A 25,310-nucleotide genomic window follows, 5' to 3' on the forward strand; every position below is an offset into this window, starting at 1 on the left:
TCACCGGAAGTTGCTCGCCCATGCGGAGGTGTGCAACTCGCTCTCCGCCCGCCAGCGGTGGATGGCGGCGAGCAGCTCCGCCCGGACATCCGCGTGGCGCGGATCGCCCCAGAGGTCGCGTTCCTCGCCGGGATCAGCAGCCAGGTCGAAGAGCTGGCCGGTGTCCGGGTCGAGGTACTCGACGAGCTTCCACCGGTCGTCGCGGATCATGGTCATCAGCAGGGTGCCGGCCAGGATCGAGTCCCGGGCGTGCTCCGAGTAGGCCTGGGGACGCCCGGGATAGTCGTCGCCGCGCAGCGCCGGGAGCAGCGAGCGCGCCTCCATCCACGCCGGCGGGGTCAGCCCGGCCAGCTCCAGCACGGTGGGGCCGAGATCCATGTGGGCCGTCAGACCGGACAGCACCTGGCCGGCGCGCACCCGCCCCGGACCCCAGACGATCGCCGGGACTCGCACGCTCGGTTCGTACATCGTCCATTTCTGGCTGTGCCCGTGGTCGTTCAGGCAGTCCCCGTGGTCCGAGGTGAACAGCAACACCGTGTCCTGCAGGACCCCTCGCTCGTTGAGAGCCTGTAGTAGCGCGCCGATCTGGGCGTCGATCATGGTGATGTTCGCTGCGTAGTGCCGGCGTTGCCGGCGCAGCTGTTCGTCTGTCGGGTCCTCGAGGTGGACGACCGCGTCGTGGTCGTGGGTGTGGTGCTCGTGGCGGACGCCGTGCAGCACCTCCGGTTGCGCGTCCAGGTCCGCCCGGCTACGCAGCGGCATCGGTACGTCGCGGTCCGAGTAGGCCTGCAGCGCCTCGGGAGTCGGATCGTACGGCGGGTGCGGGCCCGGGAAGCCGATCTGCAGGAAGAACGGTCCGCTGCCCGTCCACCGGTGCAGCCACTCGCGCGCGAGGTCGCCGACGAAGTTGTCGGCGTGCAGGTCGGCCGGCAATTCCCACTGGAACGCGCCGAGCCGCTCTCGGTAGTCCGCGCGGTCGCGGAGGGTGACCCGGGTGGGCTTGCGCTCCCCGCGGACCCACAACGCCTTGTCCCAGTTGTCCAGGAAGAACGGCAGGGTCGGGGTGTCGCGGTCCTTGTTCTCCACCACGTGGCGCTCGTGGAAGCCCACCGGCGCCTCGTAGGGATAGGTGTGCATCTTGCCGACATTCACGCAGTGGTAGCCCGCGGCGGCCAGCAGCTCGACCCACGAGTGGTGCCACTCCTCCTCGTTGCGCAGGACGCCGGTCGAGTGCGGGTACATGCCGGAGAACAGGCTGGCGCGGGAGGGGGCGCAGGACGGCGCCGTCACGTAGGTCCGGGTGAATGCGGTGCCCTCGCGGACCAGCCGGTCCAGGTGCGGGGTGTCGACCCACTCGTACCCCAGCGCCGAGATGGTGTCGAACCGCTGCTGGTCGGTGATCACCAGGACGATGTTCGGACGCGCCGGCGGCGGCGTCATGCCACCACCTCCGGCGCCTGCGGGTCCGTCGCGGACCGCGAGGTCCGGTCCAGGCTCTCGATCTCGTGCCACAGCTGCACCGTCAGCTGCCGGAAGCGCTCAGTCCCGCGGGTCTCGTAGGTACGCGGCCGGGGGATGTCGATCGGGTGAATGCTGGCCACCCGCCCCGGCCGCGCGGCCAGGACGACGACCAGGTCCGACAGGTACACGGCCTCGTCGAGGTCGTGGGTCACGAACAGCACCGTCTTGCGCCGCTGTTCCCACAGCTGCAGCAGCTCCTCCTGCAGCTTGAGCCGGGTCTGCGCGTCCAGGGCGCCGAACGGCTCGTCCATGAGCAGCACTTCGGGGTCGGAGGCGTAGATGCGGGCCAGGTCCACCCGCTTGCGCATGCCGCCGGACAGCTGGCGCGGGTAGGCGTCCTCGAACCCGGTGAGACCCACCCGATCGATCCACTCCCGGGCGATGCCCCCGCGCCGGCTGCGATCGGTACGGCGGGCACGGAGGGCGTACTCGACGTTCTGCCGCACCGTCAACCACGGGAAGACGGCGTCTTCCTGGAAGACCATGCCCTTGTGCGCGTCCGCGTCGGTGATCGGCCGGCCGCCGAGCTCGGCGTGGCCGTTCGTCGGCCGCACCAGCCCGGCGAAGATCCGCAGCAGCGTGGACTTGCCGCATCCGGACGCACCCACGATGGACACGAAGGCGCCCGGCGGGACGTCGAAGGAGATGTCGTCCAGGACCAGCAGCGGCCGCTTGCCGCTGCCCGTCGGGAAGTAGTGCTGGATGGACCTGGCGGCCATGGCCGCCGTCCCGGCACCGTCCAGGGAGGGCACATCCGTCTCCTTCCGGCCGGCCGTCATCGGCGGGTCTCCGGCGACCAGCGCAGCAGCCACGACTCCACGGCTTGCAGCAGTGCGTCCATCAGGAATCCGATCACCCCGATGACGATCAATGCGACGATGACGATCTCGGTGTGGAAGAACTCCTGGCCGGCCTGCAGCAGGTATCCCAACCCGGTCTGGGCCGCGATGAGCTCAGCGGCCACCAGCGTGCCCCACGCCGCACCCAGCGCCACCCGTAGGCCCGCGAAGATGAACGGCACCGACGACGGCAGCGCGATGGTGAGGAAGATGCGCGTCCGGCGGGCGCCCATGGTGCGGGCCGCGTCGACGTAGACGGGAGGCACCCGGCGCATGCCGGCGGTCACGCTGACGATGCAGGACAGGAAGGACGCCACCCCGATCACCAGGATCCGCGCCGACTCCCCGATGCCGAACCAGAGGATGACCAGCGGGATGTACGCGAGCGCCGGGACCGGCCGGAGGGCGTCGACGATCGGGTCGAGGATGTAGCCGACGAAGCGGAACCAGCCGCGCAGGCTGCCGACGACGACGGCCACCGCACACCCGATCCCGTAGCCGATCGCGACCCTGCGCAGGCTCGCCAGGGTCGCGTCCACCAGGCTACCGTCCCGGACACCGTCGACGAAGCCCTGCAGGATCTCGCCGGGAGGCGGGAGCAGGGCCGGGTTGTCCGAGGTCAGCGTCAGGACCCAGTACACGAGGACGACGACGGCGATCGCGGCGACGCCCAGTGACCACTGCCACTGCCGTCGGCGTCGGACGGCCCGCCGGAAGCCTCGCACCACTTCCGCTTCGGTCCGGGTCCGGTCGGGCCCGGTCCGGTTCGGGGACATCGTCCGAGCAGCGGGCACCGCCGCAGACGTCGGCGGGGCAGCGGCGCCGTCCGGCACCGACGGCCGGTCCGGGGCGACCGGATGGCGCGCTGTCATGCGCTCAGCACGCCGGCGTCGATGATCGACTTGATGTCCGGCACCTTGTCCAGCACCTTGCCGGCGACCAGGAACTGCGCGATCGACTCCAGGAAGCTCTGCAGCTTGCCCCCGCCGACGATGTCCGCGGCATCCTTCTTCGGGTAGAAGTCGAACGCCTTGATGTTCTTGGCGATGTCGTCCTTGGCGACCTCCGCCTTGACCACCTGCGTCTGCCAGTTGTAGAGGTCGTCGACCGCCTGCGACTGCGTGGAACCGGTCACGTAGTCGTAGACCTTGGTGTGGAAGACGTCCGAGAGGGCCGCCAGTGCCGACCGGTGCGCCGACAGGCCGTCCGCGGTCGTGGTCATCAGGTCGTAGATGGCGAAGGGCGTGCCGCTCATCTCGGTGGCCGAGAAGACCACCTTGGCGTCCGGACGCTGTTTGAGGATGGCGTCGCGGTTCGTGGTGATCGGCACGATCGCGTCGACCTGCTTGGCCAGGAAAGCCGCCTGCGCCTTGGCCGGGTCGGCGAAGTTGATCAGCTGGAGGTCCCCCTTGGTCATCTGCGCCTGTTGCAGTGCCTGGGACAGGAAGTAGTCGTAGTTGGAGCCCTGGTTGATGCCGACCTTCTTGCCCTTGAGCCCCTCGAGGCCGTCGATGTCGCCGTTACCGACGACGGCGTAGGTTCGGCCGCTGTTGTCCACCACGTCGATGATCCTGACCGGCTGGCCCGCCGCCGCGCGGGTCAGGATCGGCACGAAACCCTGGACGGTGGCGTCGAAGTTGCCGTTGACGACCGCGTCGATCTGCGTGGTGCCGTTGCTGAACAACGTCATCGGGTCGAGCTTGACGGAGGTCAACCAACCCTTCTGCTGGGCGACGTAGTACAGCCCGTAGGCGAACCCGGGTTGGTAGGCGAACCGCACGGTGCCTGCGTCCGCGCCGCCCGAGGTGCTGCCGCCGGAGGAGTCCGAGCCGCAGCCGGCCAGCAGTTTACCGCCGGCCAGGCCGAGAGTCAGCCATCCGGCGGTGGAGAATGCCTGCCGGCGGGTCAGTTCACGCATCGCCCAGAGCCTCCATCAGCTGTCGCGTGACGACAGCGAGGGACGCCGCCGTCTCCGAGTGGTCGGCCGTCGCAGAGTGCCTCCGGCCACCCGCGTCCGGGGACGGTAGTGGAGCGGAGGACGCTTCGCACGTGCCACGGCACGCTCACAGCAAGCGCACCGTCTGTTGCAATTCCTTGCGGTTCTTCACAGATCCTTGCGAAGGTTGCCGCCAAACTACGGTGATGAGCGCCGGTCGTCAAGGGGACAACCGCACGGAACGGCATCGGTCCGCGGCAGCCGCGCGTCATCGTCCGCAGGGCCGCGCAAGCTCGGCTCCCTGCCGTCCCGGCTCGTCCACAGAGGCGCCGACCGGCGCTCCGGCGGCGCAGGTCACCCCACGCGGCCGGCGGGACCCGCGCGCGGCGGCGCGGACGGCGGGCGGGCACGATGGGGCCATGACCGTGCGACGTATCGTCCCCGACCTCACCACCGCGTCCCTGGCCGACGCCACCGCCTTCTACCAGGACGTGCTCGGCCTGACGGTGGTGATGGACGAGGCGTGGGTGGCCACCCTCGCCGACCCGCAGCGGCCCCAGGCCCAGCTGACCCTGGTCACCGAGGACACCACCGGCCCGATGAACCCCGAGGTGTCGATCGAGGTGACCGACGTCGACGCCGCCTACCGCAAGGCCGTCGAGGCCGGCGCGGAGATCGTCTACCCGGTCAGCGACGAGGAGTGGGGGGTCCGGCGCTTCTTCGTCCGGGACCCGGACGGGCACGTCGTGAACGTGCTGCAGCACCGCCGCCAGGACGCGCCGGAGATCTGACCCGGCGGCGGGGGCGGCCGCCGCCCCTCGCGCCATCGCGACGCCGGCACCGCACAAGCCGGCACCGGCCGGAGCCCGTGCCGGTGCCGGTGCAGGAGCCCGTGTCGGTACCGGTACCGGTCAGGGACGCAGCAGGCGTCCCCAGGCCGTCCGGAACAGCGCGCGCCGCACGACGTGTCGCGGTCCGGCGGTGTGCAGCGCGGCGCGCGCGGCGTTCCAGCCGCACGCTCCGTGGACGCCGCCGCCGGGATGCGCGGACGCCGAAGCCAGGTACAAGCCGGGGATCGGCGTCTCCGGGCGGCCGAACCCCGGCGTCGGCCGGAAGACCAGCTGCTGGTGCGGGTAGGACGTGCCGCTGTTGATCGCGCCGTGCACCAGGTTGGCGTCCGTGGCGGACAGGTCCCGCGGCGTCTGCACGTCCCGCGCCAGCACCCGGTCGCGGAAGCCCGGCGCCACCGTCTCCAGGTGCTCCTCGACCCGGTCCACGTGGGCGGCGAGCACGTCGGCCGACTCCGGCGACGCACCCGCGTCGCCCCGCTCGAGGGCCTGCCGGGGCAGGTGCGTGTACGCCCACGCCGACTCGGTGCCGGCCGGCGACCGCGTGGGGTCGGTGGTGGTCATCTGGCCGAACAGCACGAACGGGTGCCGCGGCACCCGGCCCACCGTCAGGTCGCCGGCGAAGTCCACGAAGCCGTCCAGGTCGACGCCGTAGTGGACCGTTCCGGCCTGGCGGGCGTCCTCGGCCCGCCAGGGCACCGGGCCGGACAGCGCCCAGTTGATCTTCAGCGTCGGGTTGTCCCAGTGGAACCGGTCCAGGTCGGCCAGGAACTGCCCGGGCAGGTGCCCGGGGCCGACGAGCTGGCGGTACAGCGTGGGCGCCGCGACGTCGGCGAGCACCGCGTGGCGGGCGCGGACCGCGGTGCCGTCGGCGCACCGGACCCCCACGGCCCGGCCGCCGGACACCACCACCTGGTCCACCCGCGCGCCGGTACGAACCTGGCCGCCGCGGGACTCCAGCCGCCGGCGCAGCGACTCGGCGAGGTTCCCGGCACCACCCTGCGGGACGGGAAAGCCCACGTCCTGGCCGAGCATGGCCAACAGCCACCCCATGACACCGCTGCCCGCGGACTCCGGCGGGACGTCGCTGTGCATGGCGTTGCCGGTCAGCAGCAGCGCGGCGCCGTCGCCGGAGAAGTTCTCCTGCGCCAGCCTGCGGACCGGGAGCATTGCCAGCCGGGCGAGGTCCAGCGCGCCGCGCACCCGCGTCCGGCCGAGCAGCGACAGCGCCGCACGGACCGGCGGGAAGGGCACGAACAGGGCGTCCAGCAACGGGTCCCGGATCCGGCGCCACTGCTCGAACATCCCCAGCCATGCCTGCCCGTCGCCGGGCGCGAACGCCTCGACGCTCGCCGCGGTCCGCTGCGGGTCGCGGGAGAGCACCACCGACCGGCCGTCGGGCAGCGCATGGCTGAGCACGTCGCCGGCATGCACCCAGGTCAGGCCGTGGTCCTGCAGGTCCAGGTTCCGGATCACCGGCGACGCCGCCGCCAGCGGGTAGAAGGCGCTGTACAGGTCGGAGACGAACCCGGGCACGGTGACCTCGGCGTGCCGGACGGCGCCGCCGACGTCGGGGTTGGCCTCCAGCAGCAGCACGCTCCAGCCGGCATCGGCCAGCGCGTTCGCCGCCACCAACCCGTTCGGCCCGGCGCCCACCACGACGGCGTCGACGGTCTCGCGGGTCATGCCCCGCCCCCCGCCCGCGTCGCCGGGCCCGGGTCACCCGTCGCCCCGGACTGCGCGCCGGTGCCGGACGGCGGCGCCTCCGACCGCCGGCGGCCCCAGCGGTCCCACACGCCGTGGACCTCCTCGGCCGCCGGCCGCGGTTCGAACACCGTGCCGGCGAACGGCTCCAGCGCCCGCCGCGACAGCGCGCCGACCTTGGCCAGCGGCGTCACCAGGAGGTCGTACAGCGCGGGCAGCATCCGGAAGCCGAGCACCACGACCGGGTTGAACACGCCGACACCCTCGTCGCGGCGCGGCCGGTCCAGACAGCGCAGCACCGCGGCCGCCACCTTCTCCGGCGGGTCGATCGGCGGCGGCGGCCGTCCCTCCCAGCCGGCGTAGTTGGCCGCCTGCAGGTACGCCGGGGTGTTGATGCTGCCCGGCGAGACCAGGCTGACCTGGATCCCGGGCGTCTCGCGCGCCTCCACCTGCAGCGTCCGGGCCAGCGCCTGGACCCCCCACTTGCTGGTCACGTACGGGCTCATGAACGGCACGGCGATCTTGCCCAGCAACGAGCCGATCAGCACCAGGCGGCCGCCGCCGTGCTCCTTGAAGTGCGCCAGCGCGGCGCGCGCCACGTTGGCCGTCCCCAGCAGGTTCGTCGTGACGACCCGGTCGTAGACCTCCGCCGGGACGTCCTCGAAGCGGCCGTAGCCGACGACCGCCGCCGAGTTGACGACGGCGTCGACCCGTCCGAACCGCTCGGTTGCCGCCGCGAAGGCGTCCTCGACCCGTCCCCGGTCGCCGACGTCCGTGGGTACCGCCAGGGCCGGCGCCCCGGCGGCGACGCACTCGGCCTCGACGGCGGCCAGCCCGTCCGCGGACCGCGCGCAGAGCACCAGCGACCACCCGCGGGCGGCCAGCGCCCGGGCCGTGGCGCGCCCGATGCCGCTCGACGCCCCGGTGACGAGGGCGACCTGTGCCCGCGCGGTCGTGCCCTGCTCGCTCACGGTGTCCGTCCCCTCTCGTCGGATGGCCGGTGCTCGCGCCCGCGGGACCGCGGAGGCGGCGGCCGGCGCTGTGGACTGTGCCCCGACGGGGCCGCGACCAACCGGGCCGCGGTCGCCCGGCCGGCTGCGGCGGCGGTTTCGCTGCGCGGGGACGGGGGTAGAAGAGGGTGACCGCAGGTACCGACGGCGACAGGAGAGCAGAAGTGGCCGCCACCACGACGCGCGACCTGGAGTGCCCCCCGTCGGCCGTCTTCGACGTGCTCCGCGACGGCTGGCTCTACGCCGTCTGGGTCGTCGGCGCCGGACGCATCCGCGACGTCGAACCGGGCTGGCCGGCGGTGGGAACCAAGATCCACCACTCGGTCGGCAGCTGGCCCGCCCTGATCGACGACACCACCAGCGTGCTGGAGATGGAGCCGGACCGGCTGCTGAAGCTGCGCGGGCGCGCTTGGCCGGCCGGCGAGGCGGAGATCACCATCACGCTGTCGCCGACGGCCGACGGCTGCCGGGTGGCGATCACCGAGGACGCGGTGAAGGGACCGGGGACCCTGATCCCGCCGGCCGTGCGGCACGCGCTGCTGCACTGGCGCAACACCGAGACGCTGCGGCGCCTCGACTACGTGGCGACCGGACGCGCCCGGGGCTGACCCCGGCGATCCGCCGCCCGAACGCACGCCGCGGCCACCGTCGCCGCGGCCCCCACCGACGAGAGGAAGCGGCATGAAGGCGTTGACCTGGCACGGCAAGCGGGACGTCCGAGTGGACGAGGTCCCGGATCCGCGGATCCAGGAGCCCACCGACGCGATCATCAAGGTCACCTCGACGGCGATCTGCGGGTCCGACCTGCACCTGTACGAGGTGCTCGGGCCTTACCTCGCCGAGGGCGACATCCTCGGCCACGAGCCGATGGGCGTCGTCGAGGAGGTCGGCAGCGGGGTCACCCAGATCAAGCCGGGCGACCGGGTGGTCGTCCCGTTCAACATCTCCTGCGGACACTGCGTGTTCTGCACCGAGGGACTGCAGTCCCAGTGCGAGACCACGCAGGTCAAGGAGCAGGGCAAGGGCGCCTCGCTGTTCGGGTACACCTCGCTGTACGGCTCGGTGCCCGGCGGGCAGGCGGAGTACCTGCGGGTGCCGCAGGCCCAGTACGGGCCGATCAAGATCGGTCCCGACGGCCCGGACGAGCGCTACCTGTTCCTGTCCGACATCCTCCCGACGGCGTGGCAGGCGGTCGCGTACGCGGCGGTGCCGGACGGCGGCACGCTCGCGGTGCTGGGCCTCGGTCCGGTCGGCCAGTTCTGCACCCGCATCGGCCGCCACCTGGGCTTCCGGGTCATCGGCGTCGACCCGGTCCCCGAGCGGCGGGTGATGGCCGCCCGGCACGGCATCGAGGTGCTCGATCCGGCCACCGTCGATGACGTCCCCACCGCACTCATCGAGCTGACGAGCGGGTACGGCCCGCACGCGGTGATCGACGCGGTCGGCATGGAGGCGCACGGCTCGGCCGGCGCGACCGCCGGCAAGCTCGCCCAGGCGGCCGTCGGGCTGCTGCCGGACGCGGTGGCCCGCACGCTCATCGAGAAGAGCGGTGTGGATCGGCTGACCGCGCTGCACAACGCCATCTCGGCGGTGCGCCGCGGTGGCACGGTGTCGATCAGCGGCGTCTACGGCGGCACGGCCGATCCGATGCCGATGATGGACCTGTTCGACAAGCAGGTGCAGGTGCGGATGGGCCAGTGCAACGTCAAGAAGTGGATCGACGACATCCTGCCGCTGGTCGAGGACCCGGCCGACCCGCTGGGCACGCTGGACCTGACCACCCACCGGGTGCCGCTGGCCGAGGCGCCGCAGGCCTACGAGACCTTCCAGAAGAAGGAGGACGGCTGCATCAAGGTGGTGCTGGCCCCCTGACGTCGCTCCGGTGCGGCTGCCCGGCGGGCAGCCGCACCGGGGTCAGCGCCGGACCGCCGGCAGCGCCTCACCGTTCGGCCCGGCTCGGCGGTCCTGCACCGTGTGGGCGACCGCCCCGATGCCGGTGCCCAGCACCGGCCAGACGGGCCACGGGTACCAGGCGCCGGTCGGGATGGCGATCACCAGCCAGATGAGGACCATCAGCGCCGACAGGGCCAGCCAGGACCACAGGTGCCGCCGGGACTCCCGGCGCGCCGCCGCCCGCGCGGCGGCCCGGGCCGACGGATCCGAGCGTCGCAACTCGGCCACCGGCAGGTCGTCGAGCAGGCGGTCCACCTCCGCGCCGGTGGTCGCCGTCCACGTCCGCGCGGACCGGTCGTCGAACTCGGCCACCGACAGGTAGCCCTCGGCCAGCGCCCGACCGAGCACCGCATGGGCGGCCTGGCGCTCCCGGTCGCCGATCCGGACCGACGGATCCGCGACGCCGATCCCGACGCCGACCGGCGGGGGACCCAGGGTGTCCGCGGTGTCGTAGGACGGCCGGGGGGCGGTGCGCTGCCACGGCGGCGCCGCCCGCCACCCGGGCCCTCCGGGAGCCCAGGGCAGGGCGGCGAGCGGCCAACCCGGTCCCGAGCGTCCCCCCTGGCCCACGTCGTGCGATCCGCGGTGTGTGCGGCACGAGCCCATCGTGACCTCCCGAGCGCTTCAACCAGCACTTGACAGTGTCAAGCTGGCTTCACCCACGGTGCCCCTCAGGCTTGACACTGTCAAGGGCGTGACCGGTGGACTGGACGCGAGAGCAGGCGCTCGGCGCCCAACCGGGCCAGGCGGTGTGCCAGCTCCGCCGCCGCGGCCGGGGCCGGGTCGCCGCCGACGGCGTTCTGCAGCGCACCGTCGCGGACCAGGACCACCAGGCCGTGCACCACCGCCCAGCTGACCAGTGCCAGCGGCGGCGGCGTGCGATCGCCCGCGGCGCCGTCCGCGCCGCGCGGGGCGGCGGGCGACCCGAGCGATTCGACAGCGCCGGCCGAGGGGTCCGAGACGGCAGTGCCGGCCGCGCCGGCCGAGGCGGCAGTGCCGGCCGCGCCCGCAGTGCCGGCCGAGGGAGCCGACCCCGAGGGGGCCGACCCGGCAGTGCCCTGCACCACGGACCCCAGGATCGACAGCGCCTCGGTCTCCGCGGCGGTCAGCTCGGGGTCGTCGAGGACCAGCTCGGCCGGCCGGAACATGAGATCGAACAACGCCGGGTGGGCGAGCCCGAAGTCGATGTACGCCCCACCCAGCTCGGCCAGGTCGGGGCGCCGCCCACCGTCCACGACCGCGCGCAGCGCGGCCGCCAGCTCCCGGAAGCCCTCCGCGGCGACCGCGGTGAGCAGGCCGGACCGGTCCCCGAAGTGGTAGGTGGGCGCGGCGTGCGACATCCCGGCGCGGCGGGCCACCGCCCGCAGGCCGATCGACGCATGGCCGTGCTCGGCCAGTTCGGCCCTGGCGGCGGCGAGCAACGCCAGGCGGCCACCGCCACGCCCGCCGGCCGAGAGGGTCACCGTCCGGCCGCCGAGCTGTTCACCGACGGATGGTGCGCCGGGCCGCGGGACTCCGTCAAACAGCGTCACACCGTGCCGAGGCCCGGCGCAGCCGGTCAGCCGGCGCTGTCCACGTCGCGGCCGTCCAGCTCGATCCGCTCCGCGCGCACCTCGGCCTCGACCTGCCGCTGCTCGGTCACCGGGTAGACGTCCAGGCGCACCCGCTCGACGGGCACCCGGCGCCGGACGACCTCGACCTCCTCGCGGTACAGCACCAGCCAGCCCGGTCCGCCCGCCGGCGCGTCCGGCGCCGCCGCGGCCCCGTCCCACGGCTCGCGGACCAGCTCCACCTCGTCGTGCGCCACCTCGACGGTGACGGTGCGGGTCTCGGTGACGACCCGCCGCACCAGGCGCGCCCGTTCCACGGGCACCCGGGTGGTGCCGACCCTGAGCCGCTCCTCGGACCGGGTCATCGCCGGCGGGGCGCCGGCCGCCGCGCCCGGGCCGGAGCCGACGCCCGGGCCGGTGGGGTCGGCGGGCACCTGGGGCACGGCGGCATGGCCGGCCACCGGGGGCACAGGGGGTACGCGGTCGTCGGACGGGTCGGGTCGCACGGGCGCAGTCCTTTCGTCAGCCGGCCGGGACACCGGTCGGAGCGCGCGCCGCGGGAACACCTGCCTCGCCGCACGCGTCGCCCGGTGCCGGTACCCGGGCCGCCACCGGCTACACCCGGACGGCGCAGAGACCGGGCCGCCAGCGCTGCCAGAGGTCCGCGAGCGGCGACCGGGCCAGCTCCGGACCGAGGTAGCGGATGACGGTGCCGGGCCCGTCCAGCTCGAACCGCCGGCACCCGGCACCGGACGGACCAGCGACGTCCGGTGCCCGACCGCCGAAGACGGCGAGCTGGTCGAGCACCCGCGCCGGACCGAGGACGCCCGGCCGGGACCGCAGATCGGCATCGGACAGGTCGAGGTCCTCCGCGTACAGCGGCGCGCCGACCAGGTCGACACGGGTCCGGGCCACCAGCGACCCGCCCCGCTCGCCGGTCCGGCCCAGGACGAACGTCTCCCGCAGCGCCGCGGCCGCCTCCTCGGCCAGCCGGATCCCGGTCCGGCGCTGCACCGCGGCCCCGTCGGCGACGACGAACGGCTCCGCCGCCCACCGCAGCCGGCCGCCGCGGTCGATCTCGACATCGGCCGACCACGCCGATCCGCGGCCGTCGGCGTCGTACGCGACGGTGCCGCCCACCTCGACGAGCTCGAGGTCGAGGCCGGCACCGACCCGGACGGACAACTCCGCGTGGTCGCCACCGAGCAGCAGCGCCTGGGTAGCCACCAGCGCCACCCGGACCGGATCCGCGGTGGCGGTCGGACCCGACAGGATCCGGGCGGCGAGCATCCCGGAGGACGTCCGGATCCGCGGCCGCTCCGGCGAGCCGGAAACCTCGACCCGCGTCGACCCGGACCTGCCCGCCACCGCACCTCCCCGCCTGCCGGGCCCCGGGCCGTCCGCCGGGGTCGCCGCCAGCCTGCCAGCAGGTCGCCGCGACGCCGGGATCCGCCCGTGGTCCGGGGTCAGCGGTGCTCGCGCCACCAGCCGAGCGCCAGCGGCACCAGGGAGACCAGCGGCAGCTCGGCCACCCGGTCCAGCGGCACCCAGCGGGCCTCGTCCGAGGAGCCGCCGACCTCGTGCGCCAGCTCGCCGCCGGTCACCCGGGCCGCGAAGACGATCCGTAGCGCGTGCAGCGGGCGGTCGCCGTTCGGGTGCATCCGGTCGGCGGGCGCGACGAACCGCGAGTCGACGCCGAGCACCGGTCCGAGGTCGGCCCGGTAGCCGGTCTCCTCGGCGATCTCGCGGACGGCGGCCTGCTGGGCGGATTCCAGGTCCTCGAGGCCGCCGCCGGGCAGCGTCCACCCGGTGCGACCCTCTTCGTTCCAGTGGGTGAGCAGGACGGCGCCGTCCTGCACGAGGACGCCGTAGGCGGCGATGCGGACGTCGGCGGGCACCGCGGAACCGTACCCGCCGGGACCCGGCCGGGCCGGCACCCGGCCGCTCAGAACCGGGGGTGCTCGCCCTCCAGGACGACCCGCGGGTCGTCCGGTCCGGACCGCTCCACGGTGCCGAGCACGACCGACGGCACGTGCCGCGCGGTGAGGACGGCCATGGCCCGGTCGACGTCCGCGGCGGGCAGCACGCAGGCCATGCCGATGCCCATGTTGAACGCCTTCTCCATCTCCTCGCGCGGCACCCGGCCGTGCCCGGCGATGTAGCCGAACACCGGCAGCGGCGTCCAGCTGCGCCGGTCCAGCCGCGCGGTCAGCCCGTCCGGGACGACCCGCGCCAGGTTGCCGGCCAGCCCGCCGCCGGTGATGTGGGCGTAGGCGTGCACGTCGGTCTCCCGGGCGAGCCGCAGGCACTCGAGCGCGTAGACCCGGCAGGGCACCAGCAGCTCCTCGCCGAGGGTCCGGCCGAACTCCTCGACGTGCCCTTCCAGCCGCAGCCGCGCGATGTCCAGCAGCACGTGCCGGACCATCGAGTAGCCGTTGGAGTGCAGTCCGGACGACTGCATGCCGATGACCACGTCGCCGGGCCGCACCCGGTCCCGGCCCAGGATCGCGTCCGCCTCGACGACGCCCACGGCCATCGCGGCCAGGTCGTAGTCGGCCGCCGCCATGATGCCGGGGTGCTCGGCGGTCTCGCCGCCGACCAGCGAGCAGCCGGCCAGCCGGCAGCCCTCGGCGATGCCCGCGACGATCGCCGCGATCCGCTCCGGCACCACCTGCCCGCAGGCGATGTAGTCCTGCAGGAACAGCGGCTCGGCGCCGCTGGCCACCAGGTCGTCCACGACCATCGCGACCAGGTCGATGCCGATCGTGTCGTGCACGTCCAGCGCCTGGGCGATCACCGACTTGGTGCCGACGCCGTCCGACGACGAGGCCAGCACCGGGTCGCGGTAGCGGTGCAGCGGCACCTTGAACAGCGCCGCGAAACCGCCGAGCCCGTCGAGCACCTCGGGCCTGCGGGTCTTCTCGGCGTACGGCTTCATCAGCTCGACGGCGCGCTCGGCCGCCGCGATGGACACGCCCGACCCGGCGTAGGAGACGCCGGAGCCGATGGGGTGGCGGCGGTCGTCGACCGGGCGCGGCTGCTCGCCCGTCGCGGACGGGTCGGTCTGCACGTCACTCACCAGGCACGGCTCCTCGGGTGCGACCGGCCGTCCCGGCGGGAGGGGCGGTCGCAGCGGACTGCGGTCCCGCGGACGGCGGGGCGGACGGCATCGGTCCGGACGGCAGCGGTCCGGACGGCGACAGGGACGGCGACAGGCACACCGTCACGGCCGGGTCAGGGCGTCGGCGGCCCCGTACGCGGCCACCGGGACCGGGGACGCGCTGCCGGCGACACCCCGCTCGATGCCCTCCAGCACGTGCTTGCCGATCTGCTCGGGGATGGCGATGGGGTACTCGCCGGTGAAGCACGCGGCACACAGCCGGTTCCGCGGCTGCTCGGACCCGGCCACCAGGGCCTCCAGCGAGGCGTGGCCGAGCGAGTCCGCCCCGATCGAGCGACGGACCGCCTCGACGTCGCCGGCGTTGGCGATCAGCTCGGCCCTGGAGGCGAAGTCGATGCCGTAGAAGCAGGGCCACCGCACCGGCGGGGAGGCGATCCGCACGTGCACCTCGACGGCGCCGGCCTCGCGCAGCATCCGGACCAGCGCCCGCTGGGTGTTGCCGCGGACGATCGAGTCGTCGACGACGACGAGCCGCTTGCCGCGGATCACGTCCCGCAGCGGGTTCAGCTTCAGCCGGATGCCCAGCTGCCGGATGGTCTGCGACGGCTGGATGAAGGTGCGGCCGACGTAGGCGTTCTTGACCAGCCCCTGGCCGTACGGGATGCCCGACGCCTGGGCGTAGCCGATGGCGGCCGGCGTGCCGGACTCCGGCACCGGGATGACCAGGTCCGCCTCGACGGGCGCCTCCTGGGCGAGCCGGCGGCCGATCTCGACGCGGGTGGCGTGCACCCCGCGGCCGGCGATGGTGGTGTCCGGCCGGGCCAGGTACACGTACTCGAACACGCAGCCCTTGGGCTCCGCGGGGGCGAACCGCTCGCTGCGCAGGCCGTCCTCGTCGATGGCCAGCAGCTCCCCCGGCTCGACCTCGCGGACGAACGACGCGCCGACGATGTCCAGCGCGGCGGTCTCCGAGGCGACCACCCAGCCGCGGTCCAGCCGGCCGAGCACCAGCGGCCGGACGCCCTGCGGGTCCCGGGCGGCGTACAGCGTGTGCTCGTCGCAGAAGACCAGGCAGAACGCCCCGCGCAGGGTGGGCAGCAGCGACATGGCGGCCGCCTCGACGCCGGAGTCCGTCGCGGCGGCGGCGAGCAGCCGGGTGAGGATGTCCGAGTCGGTGGTGCACTTGGACCGGCCGGAACGCCCGGGCAGGTTGTTGGCCAGCAGCGCCAGCTCGGCGGTGTTCACCAGGTTGCCGTTGTGGCCCAGCGCCAGGCCCGACCCGACCTCGGTCGTCGCGAACGTCGGCTGCGCGTTCTCCCAGGTGGTCGAGCCCGTCGTGGAGTAGCGGCAGTGGCCGACGGCGATGTGCCCGCGCAGCGACGACAGGGTCTGCTCGTCGAAGACCTGCGACACCAGGCCCAGGTCCTTGAAGACCACGATCTGGCTGCCGTCTGCGACGGCGATGCCCGCCGCCTCCTGGCCGCGGTGCTGCAGCGCGTAGAGGCCGTAGTACGTGAGCTTGGACACCTCTTCGCCGGGGGCCCAGACGCCGAACACGCCGCACTCCTCGCGGGGGCCCTCGAGGTCCCTGGTGTCGAGGTCGGTCCCGGGTGCACCGGCGGACGGCATCGGCAGGGACGTCACCGCCGACCTGGTCGGACGGGACGGGGAGGGACCCACGGAACCGTGCTCCTGTCGCAGTGGTGGACAGCGGGGCGTCAGGTCTCCGGTCGTCCGGAGGTCCCTGGCGGACTCGGGAACAGCGGTAACCCACTGTACCCGGTGGCGGGCTCCCGGGGCGGCCCGGCGCGGGCCGCGGGGGCCGGGGTCACGAGCCCACCGCGGCGGCCACCGTCCGGGTCACCGCCGCGATCGACGTCCGGGCCCCCGGGTCGTCGGAGAGGTCGTCGGCGGTCTGCAGATCCTCGCTCGGCGCGTCGGGCTCCGCGGTGGACAGCACGACGACGATCCGGTCGGCGGTGAAACCGACCGAGTGCAGGGCCAGCACCCCGGACAGGCAGCACCCCCAGCCCTGCTTGGAGCCGGCGCCGGTCACCGCGTTCATCCCGAAGTCCTGGTCGAACCCGTCGTCCCCGGTGTCGGCGGCCGACAGCATGGCCGAGGTCAGCCACGGCCCCACGCCGGTCTGCTGCAGCGCCTGGTCGAGGAAGGACGCCAGGTCCGCGGCGGTGACCTGGACGTCGCCCCAGTACCGGTCGGACGGCGCCTCGGTGTCCGCCAGGCCGTAGCGGACCGCGGTGCGTTGCACGATCTCCGGCCCGCCGTCGGCGTCCCAGAAGTCCTGCGCGATGCCGTCGTCGGACCGGGTGATCATCGTCCACAGGCGCTGCTCGGTGTCGGCGTCCAGCTGCGTGACGCCGCCGGCCCTGGACAGCACATCCGTGGCGATGAACAGCTTGACCAGGCTCATCGACGGCACCTGGTCGTCCTGGCCGACCGCGGCGACCACGTCGCCGGTGCTGCGGTCGAGCACCGCGACGTGCTGCCGGACACCGAGGTCGGCGGCCTCGTCCACGGCGTCCAGGACGTCGCGGGCGACGTCGTCGGCGGAGCGGTCGTCGAGGATCCGGCCGGGCTGCAGCGTCGGCCACGCGGCCGCGGTGGTCAGGGTCGGACCCGCCAGGTCACCGTGCGGGTCCGGCGCGGACGTGCCGTCCCCGGCCCCGCCCGGCGTCGAGGATCCGGTCGGTCCCGCGACCGCTGAGCCCGGCGTGGTGCTCGGGGCGGCGGCCGCGGTGGGGACGGTCGACGGATCGGAGCTCGGAGCGGAGGTGGGAGCGGAGGTCGGGTCGGCCGGCGGGACGGACGGCGGCGTGGCGCCCGGCCCGACCGCGGACGGATCCGCCCGGGAACTGGTCCCGGCCGGGGACCCGCCGGTGTCGGGGGCGGGGCTGCTGGGCGTCGTCGGGGCCGGCGTCGGCACCGCGGTGGACGGCACCCGCGACGCCGAAGCGCCACTGCCCAGCCGCGGCACGGTGACCGTGCCCGCTCGGGAGGCCGGCGGGACGGGCGGAGCTGCCGCGCCGGTGCCCGCGGCGTCGGTGCCGTGGATGCCGTCGGTCGGCGCGGCGCCGTCCCGGGTGAGCTGCACCAGGACGACGAGCGCCGCCGCGAGCGCGACCGTCACCGCGACGACCGCCGCCCACCGCCGCACCCGCATCCCTGCTCCGTCCGCCGTCGCCGCGAGACCCACGCCACGGCCGGCGTCCAGCGCCGGCGCTCGTGCCGCTCCACCGTCCACTGTCCGGACGGGCCTGTGGCGATGCTGTGGACCGGTCCCCGGTGTGGGGTGACCCCGCCCACAGCCCGCGGTCCCGGCGCTGCCGGAGCGGTCAGCGCTGCAGCTCGCGGCGCAGCACCGGACGATCCGGTACCCGGCGGGCGACCTCGGTGAACCCGGCCCGCAGGAACACCGAGGCGACCCCCGGGAACAGGTTGCGGGTGGCGCCCGGGATCGCGGTGTCGACGGGGCACGCCTCGACGGCCGGAGCGTCGTGCCGGCGGGCGTGCTCGACGGCGGCGTCGACCAGCACGGAGGTCCAGCCCTGTCGCCGGGCGTCGCGCCGGACGTAGAAGCAGGACACCGACCAGACGGGACGGTCGTCGACCGGCGCGGACGCCGGTCGCCGGTCCAGCCACCCCAGCTCCGACCGCGGTCCCACCCGGCACCAGGCCAGGGCGGTGCCGGCGCCGTCCACGGCCAGCAGCCCGGGCGGCGGCCCGGACAGCACCGACCGCTGCAGGTCGTCCCGGTTCTGCACGCGCGGGCGCCGGTGGTACCCGGGTCCGAGCAGCCAGTACTGGCACCAGCAGCCGTTGGACGCGCCGGCCGGGCCGAACAGGTCGACCAGCGCCGGCCACGTCGCGGCCGTCACCGGAACCACCGTGACACCGTCGGACCCGGCGGCGGGCCGGTCTCCCGGGCGGGACGACCCGGCCACGGTCAGCCCGGTCCGCCCGTGGCGGGCGGCGCGTCGAGCGGCAGCTGCGCCGACAGGTCGGCCCTGGTCCCGCTCGCCCGGACGCTGCCGGCCGCCACCGCGGCGGCCCAGGTCTGCCGGCCGGACACCAGCGACAACCACACCTGCGGCGTCATCTCCACGACGTTGGGCGGCGTGCCGCGGGTGTGCCGCGGACCCTCGATGGCCTGCACCGCGGCCACCGGCGGCACCCGGACCTCGACGGACCGCCCCGGATGCCGCTGCGCGAACCAGTGCAGCGTGGTGCGCACCCACGACCGGAGCTCGGCCGTCGGGACGGCGGCCAGGTCCGCCGCGGCGGCGGCGGCGAGCGCGGCCGACGCCTCGCCGGCCGTCACAGCGCGTCTGGGCATGATGGCCACGCTAACGGCGGCGTCCGGGGTGCGGTGCGGCCCGGTCGGCGCCGCGCGACCCGAGCCCACCGACCACCGGAGCCGCCTGGTGACCGCTTCCCCGGACGGGGCCGTGCTGTCGGCCACGGCCGCTCCCCGCCGGCCCGGCTGCGTGGTACTGCTGCTGCACGGCGGCAGCGAGGAGACCTCGCACGTCCGCGGTCACTGGTTCGACCCGGCGGTGCTGCGGCTGGTGCCGATCGCGCGGGCGGTGGCCCGGCACGTGAGCGACGCGGCCGTGTTCCGGCTCCGCTTCGCCGAGCACGGCTGGAACGGCACCGGGGCGGAAGCGCTGCGGGACGCCGGATGGGCGCTGGGCGTGCTCCGTCCGCGCTACCCCGGGGTGCCGATCGTGCTGCTCGGCCACTCCCTCGGCGGCCGGGTCGCTGCGCGGCTGCTCGGCGCGGACGCGGTCGCCGGCGCGGTGCTGCTCGCCCCGTGGCTGCCGGCCGGCGATCCGGTGGAGCAGACCGCGGGCCGCCCGCTCGTGGTCCTGCAGGGCACCCGCGACACCGAGTGCCCGGAGCCGGGGACCCGGGCGTGGCTCGGCGCCGCCCGGGACACCGGGGCCCGCATCGACCAGCTGGTGCTGCCCGGCCTGGAGCACACCATGCTGCGCCGGTGGCGCGAGTGGCACCGCCGGGCCTGGCAGGGCGTCCGGCAGGTCCGGGCGCAGGCCGCCCACCGCTGACGGGGGTGCCCGGTCCCCCGGCGAGGCCGTGCCGGTCAGCCGAACAGCGCCGGCAGCGTCCCGGTCCAGGCCTCGCGCAACTCCGGCAGGGACAGCTCGCCGACGCCCTGGATGTCCAGCGTCCGGGACGCGGCGTCGACCACGCCGACCTTGGCCCACGGCTGCCGGCGCGCGGTGCACATCTCGGTGAAGCGGAGCTCCTCCGTGCGTGGCACCGCCACCAGCACGCGGGCCGACGACTCGGAGAACAGCGCCACGAACGGGTCGGCCGGGCCGTCCCCGTCCGGCAGCACCACCCGCGCGCCGGTGTCGCCGACCAGGCACATCTCGACCAGCGCCTGCGCCAGCCCGCCCTCGGACAGGTCGTGCGCGGCCGAGATCATGCCGTCCCGGGAGCCGGCCAGCAGGATCTGCGCGAGCAGGCGCTCGGCCGCCAGGTCCACCCGCGGCGGCACGCCGCCGAGGTGGCCGTGCACCACCGACGCCCACTCGCTGCCGTCCAGCTCGTCGCGGGTGGTGCCGAGCAGCAGCAGCGACTCGCCGGTGTCGTGGCCGATGCCGGGCACGGTGCGGCGGGTGACGTCGTCGATGACGCCGAGCACGCCGACCACCGGCGTCGGCAGGATCGCGGTGGCCCCGGTCTGGTTGTAGAAGCTCACGTTGCCGCCGGTGACCGGGATCCCGAGCTCGACGCAGCCGTCGGCGAGCCCGCGCACCGCCTGCTGGAACTGCCACATGACGCCCGGGTCCTCCGGCGAGCCGAAGTTCAGGCAGTCCGTGACCGCCAGCGGCACCGCGCCGGTGGTGGCGACGTTCCGGTACGCCTCGGCGAGCGCGAGCTGCGCCCCGGTGTACGGATCCAGCAGGGTATAGCGGCTGTTGCAGTCCGTCGACATCGCCAGCCCGCGCCGGGACAGCGGCCGGTCGGGATCGCCCGGGCCACCCGGGACGTCGTCGGACACCCGGACGATGCCGGCGTCGGCCGGCTGCGCGAGCACCGTGTTCCCCCGCACGTACCGGTCGTACTGGTCGGTGATCCAGGCCCGGGAACACAGGTTGGGCGACGCCGCCATGCGCAGGATCAGCGCCGGCAGCTCGCCCGCCGCCGGCCGCGCCAGCGATCCGGATCCGTTGTCGCGCAGCGCGTCCTGGAAGTCCGGGCGCTCGACGGGACGCTCGTAGACCGGCCCCCAGTGCGCCACCGTCCGCGGCGGCACGTCGACCACCACCTCGCCGTGGTGGGTGATCACCAGCCGCCCGGTGTCGGTCACCTCGCCGATGACGTCGGCTTCGACCTCCCACTTGGCGCACACGGCCAAGAAGGCGTCGACCTTGTCCGGCTCGACGACCGCGCACATCCGTTCCTGCGACTCGCTCGACAGGATCTCGGCCGCCGTCATGCCGCTGGCCCGCAGCGGCACCCGGTCCAGGTCGACGGCCATGCCGCCGTCCCCCGCGGCCGCCAGCTCCGACGTCGCGCAGGACAGGCCCGCGCCACCGAGATCCTGGATACCCACCACGATCCCGGCCCGGAAGATCTCGAGAGTGCACTCGATGAGGACCTTCTCGGCGAACGGGTCGCCGACCTGCACGCTGGGCAGCTTCTTCCGGTCCCCGCCGGACCCGGACGCGAACGACTCGGAGGCCAGCACGGACACCCCACCGATGCCGTCCAGGCCGGTCCGGGACCCGTAGAGGATGACCTTGTTCCCGGCGCCGCTGGCGTGGGCGGTGTACATGTCGGCGGCGCGCAGCACGCCGATGCAGGCCGCGTTGACCAGGGGGTTGCCGGCGTAGGACGGGTCGAACACCACCTCGCCGCCGATGTTCGGCAGGCCCAGCGAGTTGCCGTAGCCGCCGACGCCGGCGACGACGCCCGGCACCACCCGCTGCGAGTCCGGCGCGTCGGCCGGCCCGAACCGCAGCTGATCCATGACGGCGACGGGACGCGCGCCCATCGCCAGGATGTCGCGGACGATGCCGCCGACGCCGGTGGCGGCGCCCTGGTACGGCTCGACGTAGGACGGGTGGTTGTGCGACTCCACCTTGAACGTGACGGCCCAGCCGTCGCCGATGTCGACGACGCCGGCGTTCTCGCCGATGCCGGCGAGCATCACCGACCGCATGGCCTCGGTGGTGGTCTCGCCGAAGTAGCGCAGGTGCACCTTGGAGGACTTGTAGGAGCAGTGCTCGGACCACATCACCGAGTACATGGCCAGTTCCGCGTCGGACGGCCGGCGGCCGAGGATCTCGCGGATCCGCTCATACTCGTCGTCCTTGAGCCCCAGCTCGCGGAAGGGTTGGCGCGCATCGGGTGTCCGCGCCGCCTGCGCCACGGTGTCCTGGACGGGCGCCGTGCCGGTCCCCGGCACGGTGCCGGTGCTGCCGGTCACGCCGCGACACCCAGACCGTCGAGCACGGACAGGAAGATGCCGAGGCCGTCGTCCGTCGGGCCGGTCAGCGGGTCGATGGCGTGCTCGGGGTGCGGCATCAGCGCCGCGACACGGCCGTCGGCGGAGCAGATCCCGGCGATGTCCCGCAGGGCGCCGTTGGGGTTGCCGGTGTCCGGGACCGGCCCGTCGGCGGTGCCGCCGCCGATGTAGCGGAACAGCACGCGCCCCTCCCCCTCGAGCTCGTCGAGCACGGACCGGTCGGCGACGTACCGCCCCTCGGCGTTCTTCAGGGGAACGAGGATCTCGGCGCCCGGCTCGTACCGGGTGGTCCACGGCGAGCTGGTGTTCTCCACCCGCAGCCACTGGTCCCGGCAGACGAACTTCAACCCGGAGTTGCGCACCAGTGCCCCGGGCAGCAGGCCGGCCTCGCACAGCACCTGGAAGCCGTTGCAGATGCCCAGCACCGGCAGCCCGCCGCGGGCCGCGTCGATCACCGAGCGCATCACCGGCGCCTGCGCGGCGATCGCGCCGGCCCGCAGGTAGTCGCCGTAGGAGAACCCGCCGGGCACCACCACCGCGTCCACGCCGCGCAGGTCGGCGTCGGCGTGCCACAGCGACACCGGCTCGGCGCCGGCGTACCGGACGGCGCGGGCGGCGTCGACGTCGTCCAGGGTCCCGGGGAAGGTGATGACCCCGATGCGGGGGCCGCCGGAGGCCGGTGCGGTCGCGGTCACCGGAGCACCGCCGCGTCCTCGCCGGCCGCGGCACCGGGCAGCGCCGCCGCCGGCGACGCGGACACCTCGTCCAGCCGGGTCACCGTCCACGTCTCGATGACCGGGTTCGCCAGCAGCGTGCCGGCGATCTCCTCCAGGTCCTCGTCCGACACGGACTCGTCGACCTCGAGGTCGAAGTGCTTGCCCTGGCGGACGGCCAGCACACCGGAGTGCCCGCCCCGGCCCAGCGCGGCCAGGATGGCCTTGCCCTGCGGGTCCAGGATCTCGGGTTTGATGACGACGTCGACGGCTACGCGGGCCACGCGGGACTCCCGGTTCGGGGTGGACCGGCGCCCCGGCAGCTCCACGGACCGGCATGCCAGATCGCCGGCGATCAGCGGCGGACGGGCACCAGCCTAACGCGGTCGGCGCGCCGGCCCGGCCCGCACCGGGCGCGCCCGGCGCCCGCGAGGATCAGTGCGGCGCTCAGTGCGCGGCCCGCACCTCGCCTCCGGGGTGACGCAGCCGGCGGTGCTCCTGGTGCCGGCGGTGCCGGCGGACGAACAGGTAGATCACCGGCAGCGTGGCCAGCAGCGGCCCGACGACGGCTACCGGCCGCAGCAGCCACCAGGACAGCGTCGGGACGACGGCCTCGGTGCGGTTGCCGAAGATGGTCCACTCGACGGCCCGGGACAGCGCCATGCCGGTGGTGTGGAACAGGAACAGCGGCAGCGCGAACGCGGTGACCAGCCCGGTGACCCGGGCGAAGCCGCCACCGGCGGCGAGCGCCCGCACCGTCACCGGGCGGATCAGCTCGGCGAAGCCGAGCTGGAAGGCGGTCAGCGCGACGATGCACAGGGTGGGCGGGGCCATGTTCGAGCCCTGGCCCGGCACGCCCACCATCGAGCCCGGGTACAGCCCCGAGAAGACCAGCCCGACCAGCCCGAACAGCCCGGTCAGGGTCAACGCCCAGGCGGTCCGCCGGGTCTGCGGCGTCTGCGCCGCCCAGTCCACCCTGCCGGACGGGGTGCGCGCCTCCGGCCTGTCGAGGCCGGCCAGCCGCTCGTGGAAGTAACCGAGCTGGAAGGCGAACCCCCAGACGAAGAGCATGTTGGCCCACTCGACATAGGGCACGTGGTAGCGGAAGCGGAGCAGGTCGACGACGACGGCCATGCCGCCGAGGACCACCAGCACCACGGTGTCGAAGCGGCGGTGCAGCCAGACGGTCAGCGGCATCAGCGCCACCAGCGCCAGGTACGCGGCGACGAACCACAGCGGCGAGACCACCAGCAGCACCGCGCGGCCGATCCACCCGATGTCGAACACCGAGCCGACGACGATCCCCAGCACCACCCATGTCGCCAGCAGCGCCGCGGACGGCACCGCCAGCTCGCGGACCTGCCGCAGCGCGAAGTGCCAGATGCGCTCACCCCGGGCGGACGCGCGCTCCCACGCCTTGAGGTGCACGTAGGCGCCGACGGCGAAGAACAGCGGCAGCACCTGCAGCAGCCAGGTCAGGATCCACAGGCCCGAGGTGAAACCCAGCGGGCTGGTGGCGGTGGGACCGTCGTCGGTCCAGATCAGGATCGTGAAGCACCAGTGCCACAGCACGACCACCATGAGCGCCACGCTGCGCAGGAAGTCCGCGTACGGGTCGCGCCGCGGATCGACCCGCTCCGGCGGCCGGATGCCGCCCAGGTGCCACGCCATGCCGGCACGACCTCTCCGCGCTCGTCGCGTCTCGCCCACCACCGGCCACCGTCCGCTCCGCGCCCGGGCGGCTCGCCCCCCGCGCCCGGCGGTCCGGGGTCCACCATAGGGACATGGCATCCACCGCCGCGGTATCCGCGCGGCCGCTGCGGTCCCGTGTGCACCTTCGCCGGCGGCGCCTGTCGGCACTGGGCGTCGCGGTACTGGTGCTGGTGGTCAGCAACATCATGTCCAACCGCGTTCTTCCCGCCCCGGCGTACGTGCCGTGGAACCTGTCGGTGGCGGTGCTGCTGCTGTTCGTCGCGCACCTCGGCGGGGCGGGCCCGGTCGCCGTCGGGCTCGGCATCCGCTACTGGCACCGTCCGGTCGGCATCGGCCTGCTGCTGACCGCGGGCGTCGCCCTGATCTTCGGGATTGGCATGGCGATCCCGGCGACCAGGGACGCCTTTCTGGACTCCCGGGCGGCCACGTCCGGCCTCGGCGTCATGCTCTACCAGGTGCTGGTGCGCATCCCGCTCGGCACGGTGGTGCTGGAGGAGGTCGCCTTCCGCGGCGTGCTGCCCGCGCTGTTCGGGGCGTCGCCGGCGATCCGCTGGCGGTGGGGCCCGGTGCTGGGCGCGTCCGCGCTGTTCGGCCTGTGGCACATCCTGCCGTCCATCGGCATCGCCAGCGGCAACCGCGCGGTGGCCGACGTGCTGGGCGGCAACCAGCTGGTCACCACGGTGCTCGCGGTGCTCTCCATGGTCGCGGCCGGCGTGCTGATGTGCGCCCTGGCCCGGCTCGGCAAGGGCATCAAGACCACGATGCTGCTGCACTGGGCGACCAACTCGCTGGGCTTCGTCGCCGCCTGGCTGCTGCTGCAATAGGTGTACTGCTCGGAGAGGTTGGTTGAGCGGGTGTGATGACACGATCTGATTGATCTTGTTCG

25 protein-coding genes are annotated in these 25,310 nt (G+C 74.3%); 5 read left to right on the top strand and 20 right to left on the bottom strand.

The features are described from left to right. The 4 genes from IEY37_RS20125 to IEY37_RS20140 all read right to left on the bottom strand — a co-directional run bounded on the left by IEY37_RS20125 (position 1) and on the right by IEY37_RS20140 (position 4,278). On the bottom strand, positions 1–1,440 hold the full coding sequence (locus IEY37_RS20125; RefSeq protein ID WP_188944713.1) for a sulfatase family protein: 1,440 nt from the start codon (positions 1,438–1,440) through the stop codon (positions 1–3). After that, positions 1,437–2,273 (bottom strand): ABC transporter ATP-binding protein, encoded by an 837-nt coding sequence (locus IEY37_RS20130; protein WP_188944714.1) that lies wholly within the window; start codon positions 2,271–2,273, stop codon positions 1,437–1,439. The genes IEY37_RS20125 and IEY37_RS20130 overlap by 4 nt, the downstream gene beginning before the upstream one ends. Before the next feature lie 23 nt (positions 2,274–2,296). After that, positions 2,297–3,088 carry an ABC transporter permease gene (locus tag IEY37_RS20135; protein ID WP_188944715.1) on the bottom strand — a complete coding sequence of 264 codons (792 nt, stop codon included), beginning with the start codon at positions 3,086–3,088 and terminating at the stop codon, positions 2,297–2,299. A gap of 140 nt (positions 3,089–3,228) precedes the next feature. Next, positions 3,229–4,278 (bottom strand): ABC transporter substrate-binding protein, encoded by a 1,050-nt coding sequence (locus tag IEY37_RS20140; RefSeq protein ID WP_188944716.1) that lies wholly within the window; start codon positions 4,276–4,278, stop codon positions 3,229–3,231. 437 nt (positions 4,279–4,715) lie between these two features. On the opposite strand from IEY37_RS20140, the gene IEY37_RS20145 reads away from it, so the two are divergent. Continuing rightward, positions 4,716–5,087 (top strand): VOC family protein, encoded by a 372-nt coding sequence (locus tag IEY37_RS20145; RefSeq protein ID WP_188944717.1) that lies wholly within the window; start codon positions 4,716–4,718, stop codon positions 5,085–5,087. A 120-nt stretch (positions 5,088–5,207) separates the two neighbouring features. On the opposite strand, the gene IEY37_RS20150 is transcribed toward IEY37_RS20145, so the two are convergent. Both IEY37_RS20150 and IEY37_RS20155 read right to left on the bottom strand, forming a co-directional pair. After that, on the bottom strand, positions 5,208–6,830 hold the full coding sequence (locus IEY37_RS20150; RefSeq protein WP_188944718.1) for a phytoene desaturase family protein: 1,623 nt from the start codon (positions 6,828–6,830) through the stop codon (positions 5,208–5,210). Next, on the bottom strand, positions 6,827–7,819 hold the full coding sequence (locus IEY37_RS20155; RefSeq protein ID WP_188944719.1) for an SDR family NAD(P)-dependent oxidoreductase: 993 nt from the start codon (positions 7,817–7,819) through the stop codon (positions 6,827–6,829). Before IEY37_RS20155 ends, IEY37_RS20150 begins: the two co-directional genes overlap by 4 nt. A gap of 167 nt (positions 7,820–7,986) precedes the next feature. Between IEY37_RS20155 and IEY37_RS20160 the strand changes: the two genes are divergently transcribed. Continuing rightward, positions 7,987–8,466: an SRPBCC family protein gene (locus IEY37_RS20160; RefSeq protein ID WP_229674700.1), complete on the top strand. Its 480-nt coding sequence runs from the start codon at positions 7,987–7,989 to the stop codon at positions 8,464–8,466. A gap of 73 nt (positions 8,467–8,539) precedes the next feature. Beyond that, a complete protein-coding gene (locus IEY37_RS20165) occupies positions 8,540–9,730 on the top strand; it encodes a zinc-dependent alcohol dehydrogenase (protein ID WP_188944721.1) in 1,191 nt (396 codons plus the stop codon). A 42-nt stretch (positions 9,731–9,772) separates the two neighbouring features. Here the strand turns inward: IEY37_RS20165 and IEY37_RS20170 are convergent, their stop codons facing one another. From IEY37_RS20170 to IEY37_RS20215, 10 genes are all read right to left on the bottom strand, one after another. After that, the gene (locus IEY37_RS20170) at positions 9,773–10,381 is read right to left on the bottom strand and encodes a DUF1707 domain-containing protein (protein WP_188944722.1); all 609 of its coding nucleotides are present in this window, start codon (positions 10,379–10,381) and stop codon (positions 9,773–9,775) included. Positions 10,382–10,497: 116 nt separating this feature from the next. Further along, positions 10,498–11,274 carry a TetR/AcrR family transcriptional regulator gene (locus tag IEY37_RS20175; RefSeq protein ID WP_188944723.1) on the bottom strand — a complete coding sequence of 259 codons (777 nt, stop codon included), beginning with the start codon at positions 11,272–11,274 and terminating at the stop codon, positions 10,498–10,500. A gap of 95 nt (positions 11,275–11,369) precedes the next feature. Beyond that, entirely contained in the window at positions 11,370–11,804 is a 435-nt protein-coding gene (locus IEY37_RS20180; protein ID WP_188944724.1) for a DUF2382 domain-containing protein, read from the bottom strand. A 172-nt stretch (positions 11,805–11,976) separates the two neighbouring features. Next, positions 11,977–12,729, bottom strand: a complete 753-nt coding sequence (locus IEY37_RS20185) for an urease accessory protein UreD (protein WP_188944725.1) — start codon at positions 12,727–12,729, stop codon at positions 11,977–11,979. Between the two features lie 98 nt (positions 12,730–12,827). Further along, on the bottom strand, positions 12,828–13,259 hold the full coding sequence (locus IEY37_RS20190) for an NUDIX hydrolase (protein ID WP_268238042.1): 432 nt from the start codon (positions 13,257–13,259) through the stop codon (positions 12,828–12,830). A gap of 47 nt (positions 13,260–13,306) precedes the next feature. Further along, positions 13,307–14,368 carry a phosphoribosylformylglycinamidine cyclo-ligase gene (gene purM / locus IEY37_RS20195; RefSeq protein ID WP_188944746.1) on the bottom strand — a complete coding sequence of 354 codons (1,062 nt, stop codon included), beginning with the start codon at positions 14,366–14,368 and terminating at the stop codon, positions 13,307–13,309. Positions 14,369–14,584: 216 nt separating this feature from the next. Continuing rightward, positions 14,585–16,111, bottom strand: a complete 1,527-nt coding sequence (purF, locus tag IEY37_RS20200) for an amidophosphoribosyltransferase (protein ID WP_188944747.1) — start codon at positions 16,109–16,111, stop codon at positions 14,585–14,587. 199 nt (positions 16,112–16,310) lie between these two features. Then, on the bottom strand, positions 16,311–17,663 hold the full coding sequence (locus tag IEY37_RS20205; protein ID WP_188944726.1) for a hypothetical protein: 1,353 nt from the start codon (positions 17,661–17,663) through the stop codon (positions 16,311–16,313). Positions 17,664–17,835: 172 nt separating this feature from the next. Next, positions 17,836–18,378 (bottom strand): GNAT family N-acetyltransferase, encoded by a 543-nt coding sequence (locus tag IEY37_RS20210; protein ID WP_188944727.1) that lies wholly within the window; start codon positions 18,376–18,378, stop codon positions 17,836–17,838. A gap of 68 nt (positions 18,379–18,446) precedes the next feature. Further along, on the bottom strand, positions 18,447–18,836 hold the full coding sequence (locus tag IEY37_RS20215; protein WP_188944728.1) for a sterol carrier family protein: 390 nt from the start codon (positions 18,834–18,836) through the stop codon (positions 18,447–18,449). 88 nt (positions 18,837–18,924) lie between these two features. Here IEY37_RS20215 and IEY37_RS20220 point away from each other — a divergent pair, with 88 nt between their 5' ends. After that, positions 18,925–19,566 carry an alpha/beta hydrolase gene (locus IEY37_RS20220; RefSeq protein ID WP_188944729.1) on the top strand — a complete coding sequence of 214 codons (642 nt, stop codon included), beginning with the start codon at positions 18,925–18,927 and terminating at the stop codon, positions 19,564–19,566. 35 nt (positions 19,567–19,601) lie between these two features. Here the strand turns inward: IEY37_RS20220 and purL are convergent, their stop codons facing one another. The 4 genes from purL to IEY37_RS20240 all read right to left on the bottom strand — a co-directional run bounded on the left by purL (position 19,602) and on the right by IEY37_RS20240 (position 24,382). Then, positions 19,602–21,959 carry a phosphoribosylformylglycinamidine synthase subunit PurL gene (purL, locus tag IEY37_RS20225; protein ID WP_229674703.1) on the bottom strand — a complete coding sequence of 786 codons (2,358 nt, stop codon included), beginning with the start codon at positions 21,957–21,959 and terminating at the stop codon, positions 19,602–19,604. Continuing rightward, entirely contained in the window at positions 21,956–22,693 is a 738-nt protein-coding gene (purQ, locus tag IEY37_RS20230) for a phosphoribosylformylglycinamidine synthase subunit PurQ (RefSeq protein ID WP_188944730.1), read from the bottom strand. Before purQ ends, purL begins: the two co-directional genes overlap by 4 nt. Continuing rightward, positions 22,690–22,995, bottom strand: a complete 306-nt coding sequence (purS, locus tag IEY37_RS20235; RefSeq protein WP_188944731.1) for a phosphoribosylformylglycinamidine synthase subunit PurS — start codon at positions 22,993–22,995, stop codon at positions 22,690–22,692. The genes purQ and purS overlap by 4 nt, the downstream gene beginning before the upstream one ends. A 163-nt stretch (positions 22,996–23,158) precedes the next feature. Next, on the bottom strand, positions 23,159–24,382 hold the full coding sequence (locus tag IEY37_RS20240; RefSeq protein WP_188944732.1) for an acyltransferase family protein: 1,224 nt from the start codon (positions 24,380–24,382) through the stop codon (positions 23,159–23,161). Positions 24,383–24,495: 113 nt separating this feature from the next. Here IEY37_RS20240 and IEY37_RS20245 point away from each other — a divergent pair, with 113 nt between their 5' ends. Further along, the gene (locus tag IEY37_RS20245) at positions 24,496–25,248 is read left to right on the top strand and encodes a CPBP family intramembrane glutamic endopeptidase (protein WP_188944733.1); all 753 of its coding nucleotides are present in this window, start codon (positions 24,496–24,498) and stop codon (positions 25,246–25,248) included. The last annotated feature ends 62 nt before the right edge of the window (positions 25,249–25,310 follow it).

It is taken from the genome of Nakamurella endophytica (assembly GCF_014646215.1).
In the GTDB taxonomy this organism is placed as follows: Bacteria; Actinomycetota; Actinomycetes; order Mycobacteriales; family Nakamurellaceae; genus Nakamurella; species Nakamurella endophytica.